4 protein-coding genes are annotated in these 4,316 nt (G+C 64.0%); all 4 read left to right on the top strand.

What is annotated here, in order from left to right; translation table 11 throughout:
* Window positions 1–258 (top strand): hypothetical protein (locus tag NZM16_RS12205; protein ID WP_295480616.1); only part of this gene is annotated, 258 nt, incomplete at its 5' end.
* A gap of 27 nt (window positions 259–285) precedes the next feature.
* Window positions 286–1,632 carry a hypothetical protein gene (locus NZM16_RS12200; RefSeq protein ID WP_295480614.1) on the top strand — a complete coding sequence of 449 codons (1,347 nt, stop codon included), beginning with the start codon at window positions 286–288 and terminating at the stop codon, window positions 1,630–1,632.
* A 195-nt stretch (window positions 1,633–1,827) separates the two neighbouring features.
* Window positions 1,828–3,042 carry a hypothetical protein gene (locus tag NZM16_RS12195; protein ID WP_295480612.1) on the top strand — a complete coding sequence of 405 codons (1,215 nt, stop codon included), beginning with the start codon at window positions 1,828–1,830 and terminating at the stop codon, window positions 3,040–3,042.
* A 302-nt stretch (window positions 3,043–3,344) separates the two neighbouring features.
* Window positions 3,345–4,076 carry a hypothetical protein gene (locus NZM16_RS12190; protein ID WP_295480610.1) on the top strand — a complete coding sequence of 244 codons (732 nt, stop codon included), beginning with the start codon at window positions 3,345–3,347 and terminating at the stop codon, window positions 4,074–4,076.
* Window positions 4,077–4,316 lie beyond the last annotated feature (240 nt).

Below are 4,316 nucleotides of genomic sequence, written 5' to 3'. Positions count from 1 at the left end.
GGGCAGGTAATGCGTCGGGTGGATGAGGTGCTGTATGACGCCCAGGGGAAGCGCTGGGTGACGGGCGACTACCGGGCGATCTATGTGCGAATGTTCCACACGGTTCCCGAGGACGGGAGCTGGATGTGGGAGACGTATGGGATACGGGGGTTCCGGCGGTCGGAGCTGGCGGAGGTTTTTGGGATGAAGGAGATCTTGCCAGAACGGATCAACCCGAAGGAATGGACACTGGGGAAGCCGATGAAAGTGGGGCCATAACTCCAACAAAGAAGGAGGAAAAAGGCGATGAGGATCTTTCGGCGTCTGGTGATACTGGGCCTGATCCTGCTCGGGGCGGCGTTGGCCTTCGGTGCTCCCGGCGTCAGTGTGATCTTTGCCGACGAGGAGCCGAGTTGTGAAGCAAATCCGGCTCAATGCCGCGATGATTACGAGCACCGCAATGGCAAGGACGGAGGCAACAAGGGTGACGGAGGAGAGTGGCGGTGCGAGGGAGTGTCCCCGGTGACTGTGCTGGTGCCGGCCGGTGGAGATGTCTGCTATCTCATGACCTACTACATGGACTGTTCGGGGAACGTGGTGCGGTCGGAGCCCATCGGCGCGCGGCAGGTCCCCTGCGGCGGGGCGGGGACGTTTTGGAAGTATTGCGTGCCGGGGTCGGGGTTCTCCGACAACAGCGGGCACTGCGAGCTGCGGGATTTCTATGGCCATCGGATCGTCCTGCGGGTGACAGCCCCCCCGCACGAGTTCCAGGCCCGGCCCTATCCGGTGGGCTTTGTCGCTCGCGAGGACATCTTCGGTATCTTCCATCCCACCTTCCGCATCCGCTGGATTCCCCCCGCCCTCGGGAACAAGCACGGGGACTACCCCACCTACGCCGACTCGGAGTGGCGGCTGTGGACGTGGGGGGGAGATCAGGGGCCGGGGTCTACTTCGGTGTTCCCGTGCGGCATGAGCGAAGAGGACCTGATGAGGCACGATGTCCCCGCTGGCACCACCTGTCTTCGGGCGCAGCTGTGGTCAGCCCCCAGCTACGATGCCGCCCTCAACCCGGTCCTGGCGCCGGGTTTGCTGTTGTATCCTTCCCGGAACCTCTCGGTCCAGTTGCCGCCCGGGGAGGAGGTCGCCCTGAGCTTCCCCTACGCCTCCCACCCGGCGACCAGACAGACCCGGAACATCCGGTTCGGGGGCATGGTGCTTCCAGCCTTCCCGGGCTACTTCCAGCGGTGGTGGTATGTGCGGTTCCGGCTGGAGACGAAGGTGGTGGAGGACGTTCCCGACACCCGAACGGTCTGCCGACCGACGTCGAGCGGGGCTGTGCGGAGTGGCTGCTACATCATCGTGAACGGACGGCAGATTCCCGGCGCGTGGGTGACGGAGACGTATGTGGCGCGGAAGCGATGGAAGGAGGGGGAGAAGAAGGACAAGATCCTGGATCTGCGGGATTTCGGGCTCGCCTACAGCGGCCTGCACCCGCGGCGGGGGATCATTCGGGGGCCGGAGGGCACCTTCCCCACCAATGTGGTGATCTGGAGGGGTGCCTGCTGGCTGCGGATCCCCATCGCGGTGCGGGAGGGACAGGGGGTAGTGTGTGCCAACCCAGGGTGCACAGGGTTGGAGCCCCTGATCCCGTGAAGGATCTTGCCTCGCAAGACAGGGACGAAGCGCCCCGTCCCCGCGGAATCCCCACATCTGTCGGTTCCCTCCGAGAGGGCGGACACCGTGCTTCGGGGGGGCGGCCGATGGATCTCCAGGCTTTGTTCTCGCGGGCACAGAGCCCTCAGCCCTTATCGCGCGCCCAATAACTCAAGCAGGGAAGGAGGCGTGGAAATGGCATCCGAGCTGCGCGTGAACCTCAACCGAGTGCAGGAAGACATCCGGCACCTGCGGGCATGGCGCAAGGCATGGGACGAGCGTTGCCAAGTGGCGATACAGACCGCCCAGGCCTTGGCGGAGACCGTTCGGGCGGTGCCAGGCCGGGAATTTGCGGAGGCGGTGGCGGCCGGGCAGCAGCGCTGGCGCCGGGTGGGCGAGCGGGTGGAGGCGCTGGCGCAGACGCTGGAGCAAGCCCTGGCGCGCCTGGAAGCCGCCTTTCGGGAAGCAGCCTCCCTTCTTCCCGCGGAGTTTCTACGAGGCATCCAGCTTCCGACGCTTCCCTTGGCGATCGGACCGGACGGCCAGCGGCTGTCTTCGCAGTTCGATGTGCGCATTCCGATCGAGTCGATCCGATGGGATTGGATTGGGTTTATTGACACCTTGGGCGTCTCTGAACAGGAAAAACAGCGGCTCAAGGCGAAGATTCAGGCGTTATCCTCGGAGGTCGACATCGGATACAACTTGGCCTGCGGCTGGGTGGCGCTGAGCATGGCGCTCAGCCGACAGACCCAAACCCCGATCCCTGTCCAGGCCGTCATCGGCAAGGCGCTATCGGCCCACCCCGAGTTCCGCATGCGGGTGATCAGGAACTTGACCGAGGATCTGCGGCTCAACCGCTCGCCGGAGGCGAATGCCTCGGCAGGGATGTTCGTCGAGCAGATAGAGAAGGACAAATACGTGGATCGGGCTCTTGTCACGACGAGCCCGGAGGATCTGATCGCGGTCGCCCGTGAATTCGAGGTGGAGGCGGAGCGGTTTTGGACGCCACAAGGGGATCGCCAGCCAGAGTGGGTCTGGGAACATCTGAAGGCGCGGATGGAGCGGGGGGAGGATGTGATCGCTCTAGTGAACTCCACAGGCTCCAACTACCGGGAAGGTCCTATTCCCAATCGGGTTCCTGGAACCGACCTGCGGTTCTCGGATGGGGATGTGAGGGAATCGCTGCCGCCGGGGGGTCGCCTGCGCCCTTGGCAGGAATCAGGGGTGCCGCATTGGGTGGCCATCAACCGGCTGGAGGAGCGCGACGGCCAGCGTTTCGTGGTGGTGAACAATCCCTTCAATAACCGCGCCGAGCGATATCGCTGGGAGGATTTTCTGGAGGCAATCGATGAACAGGTTCGAGATGATCCACAGTGGTGGTTTGTGAGCATCCGCCGCAAGGAGCGATAGACATGCCTGGGAAGTTCGTGCAGCACATGCTGGGAGCTATAGTGGCCTTATCGCTGGCGTGCGGAGTTCCAGGCGCCTCCCCCTCGCCTCAGGAGCCAGCGTCCTCCCCAACGTCGTCCTTTCCAACCCCTTTCAGGGCGTTCACGGTAACGCCGACTGAACCCCGGCCGACGCCCTCCTCAACCGTAAAGCGCCGTGCGCTCACTCCTCGTCTCCCCACGCCTACTCCTGTCCGGCGGCCAACTGACACCCCCGTCCCTCCCAGTCATTTCCGGCCCCGGCCCATGCCGGAGGGGCTAACGTTGGCTCCGAACTGGCTCGTGTTTCGGCCGATGGACGAGATGGAATGGGCCCTAGAGCCCTGGCTCTGGTTCACCGATGGCCGACAGTGGATCGGTCCCTTCGAGATGCCCGAGCCTTGCCGTGAGCGTGGTTGCGAGGCCGTTCTGCAGCCACGCGACAGCGAGTGGTATGCCTGCGTGCGCCCGTCGTCCGGGCTGGATCGTTTGCCGATCGAGTGTTGGATCCCGCTTCCCCCTCCGCCTGAGGATCGTCGGGAATACCGGCAGATATGCCAAGGGCCGATCGATGCCCCCGTCCTCCGATGTCCGCTGTCGGTTGGCGAATCGAAGGTGGATTTTGAGGTTCCGAATGCGTTCTATGGGCGAGTCGAGGATTGTGCCAAGTGCTGGGTGGATGTCCTCGTCTGGCTTTTGGAGGGGAACACCGCAGCCCTGGCCGCAATGAAGTGGGACAAGGAGTGGGGGCCAGAGGAGGTGCCGCCGCTGATTTCGGTGGAGATGTTCATCCTGGATCTACAGGGGGGCCAACCTCGAGTTTTGATCCCGCAGGAAGAGCGGGTGAACGCGATACTGGACCGGGCGGATTTCTCACCGGACGGACGCTTTTTGCTGGTGTATGACGTCTCGCCGATGGCCGATGAATACGCCACGTGGGTGGTGAGCTGGCCGGACGGCAACCGGATTGTGCTGCCGGGGCTTGCCTACTGGCTGCGCCCGGACTCGGACCGCTGAACCGGCGTCTGGGCGGTCGGTCTGGAGAGACAGGATTAGGGGATAGGATGTTGGGCCGCTAGGAAAGTCCTCGATGACAGGAGGCGAGTATGCTCATGGGGATCTGGAAGGCGTTTTACGAGTATCTGACGTATGACCACTATGGCCGGCGGCGCTGGCGGCCGGCCGCCTACGGGCTGCTGGCGGCGGTCGCGGTAATCCTGGGGATGATGCTGGCGGCCGGGATCTTCGCGCTGCAGG

Origin of the sequence: Thermoflexus sp., assembly GCF_025055495.1 — a bacterium.
Classification (GTDB): domain Bacteria; phylum Chloroflexota; class Anaerolineae; order Thermoflexales; family Thermoflexaceae; genus Thermoflexus.
Note: the sequence above shows the minus strand (reverse complement) of the source record. Positions and strands in the feature narration are given on the sequence as shown.

What these genes read in the sequence shown, in the direction of transcription:
- NZM16_RS12195 (WP_295480612.1), top strand. Translation starts at nt 1,828, where the DNA reads ATGGCATCCGAGCTGCGCGTGAACCTCAACCGAGTGCAGGAAGACATC.
- NZM16_RS12200 (WP_295480614.1), top strand. Translation starts at nt 286, where the DNA reads ATGAGGATCTTTCGGCGTCTGGTGATACTGGGCCTGATCCTGCTCGGG.